Here is a 1435-nt window from a genome sequence, read left to right as displayed (position 1 = left end):
TGTACTGCACCCCAAAAGTTAGACAGAAAAAATCTAACTTTTGGGGTGTTTTATTATGAAATTGAGTTATGATGATAAAGTTCAGATCTATGAACTTAGAAAACAAGGATATAGCTTAGAGAAGCTTTCAAATAAATTTGGGATAAACAATTCTAATCTTAGGTACATGATTAAATTGATTGATCGTTACGGAATAGAGTTCGTCAAAAAAGGAAAGAATTGTTACTATTCTCCTGAACTAAAACAAGAGATCATTGATAAAGTTCTTCTTGAGGGGCATTCACAAATTAGGGCGTCTCTGGATTATGCTCTTCTAAGTAGTGGATTACTTTCGAATTGGCTGGCACAATATAAGAAAAACGGGTATACTATTGTTGAGAAAACAAGAGGGAGACCACCTAAAATGGGACGTAAGCCAAAGAAGAGATTTGAAGATATGACAGAATTAGAACGTCTTCAAGCAGAAAATGAGTACTTGAGAGCGGAGAATGCCATTCTAAAAAAGTTGAGAGAACTCCGATTGAGAGACGAAAAGGAGCAAGAAGAAAAACGGAAATTGTTCAAGGACTGGTAACAGAGTTTTCTTTAGATATCCTTCTAAAGATTATTAAACTTGCCCGTTCAACTTATTATTACCACTTAAAACAGCTGGATCAAAGCGATAAAGATTATGATATTAAAGCTGAAATTCAGTCAATTTATACTGAGCATAAAGGAAATTACGGCTATCGTCGCATGACTCTAGAATTACGAAATCGTGGCTTCGTAGTGAACCATAAGAAGGTGCAGCGTCTGATGAAAGTACTTGGTTTAACGGCTCGAATTCGCCGTAAACGGAAGTATTCTTCATACCAAGGAGAGGTTGGCAAGAAAGCAGATAATCTTATTCAACGTCAATTTGAAGCAACCAAACCAATGCAAAAGTGCTACACAGATGTGACAGAATTTGCCATTCCAGCAAGCAGCCAAAAGCTTTATTTATCACCAGTTTTAGATGGCTTTAACAGAGAAATTATCTCCTACAATCTTTCTACTTCGCCGAACTTAGTACAAATGAAAGCTATGCTAGAACAAGCCTTTACAGAGAACCATTACGAAAATACAATTCTCCATAGTGACCAAGGATGGCAATACCAACACGATTTCTATCATCATTTTTTAAAGAATAAGGGAATCCAACCATCTATGTCACGTAAGGGAAATAGTCCAGATAACGGTATGATGGAATCTTTCTTTGGCATTCTTAAGTCTGAAATGTTTTATGGTTATGAGAATACGTTTCAGTCACTTGAACACTTGGAACAAGCTATTGTAGACTATATTGATTACTACAACAACAAACGAATTAAGGTAAAACTAAAAGGACTTAGCCCTGTACAATACAGAACTAAATCCTTTGCTTAAATTAATTGTCTAACTTTTTGGGGTCAGTACA

The 1435-nt window shown here is 35.7% G+C and carries 1 protein-coding gene; it reads left to right on the top strand.

The annotated features are described in order from the left end of the window. Positions 1-55: 55 nt before the first annotated feature. A protein-coding gene (locus tag N8M16_RS10030) for an IS3 family transposase (protein ID WP_115262385.1) occupies positions 56-1404 on the top strand; the annotation gives its coding sequence in 2 pieces (ribosomal slippage) (positions 56-506 and positions 506-1404; 1350 coding nt in all). Positions 1405-1435 lie beyond the last annotated feature (31 nt).

It is taken from the genome of Streptococcus mitis (genome assembly GCF_946188375.1).
Classification (GTDB): domain Bacteria; phylum Bacillota; class Bacilli; order Lactobacillales; family Streptococcaceae; genus Streptococcus; species Streptococcus mitis_CX.
Note: the sequence above shows the minus strand (reverse complement) of the source record. Positions and strands in the feature narration are given on the sequence as shown.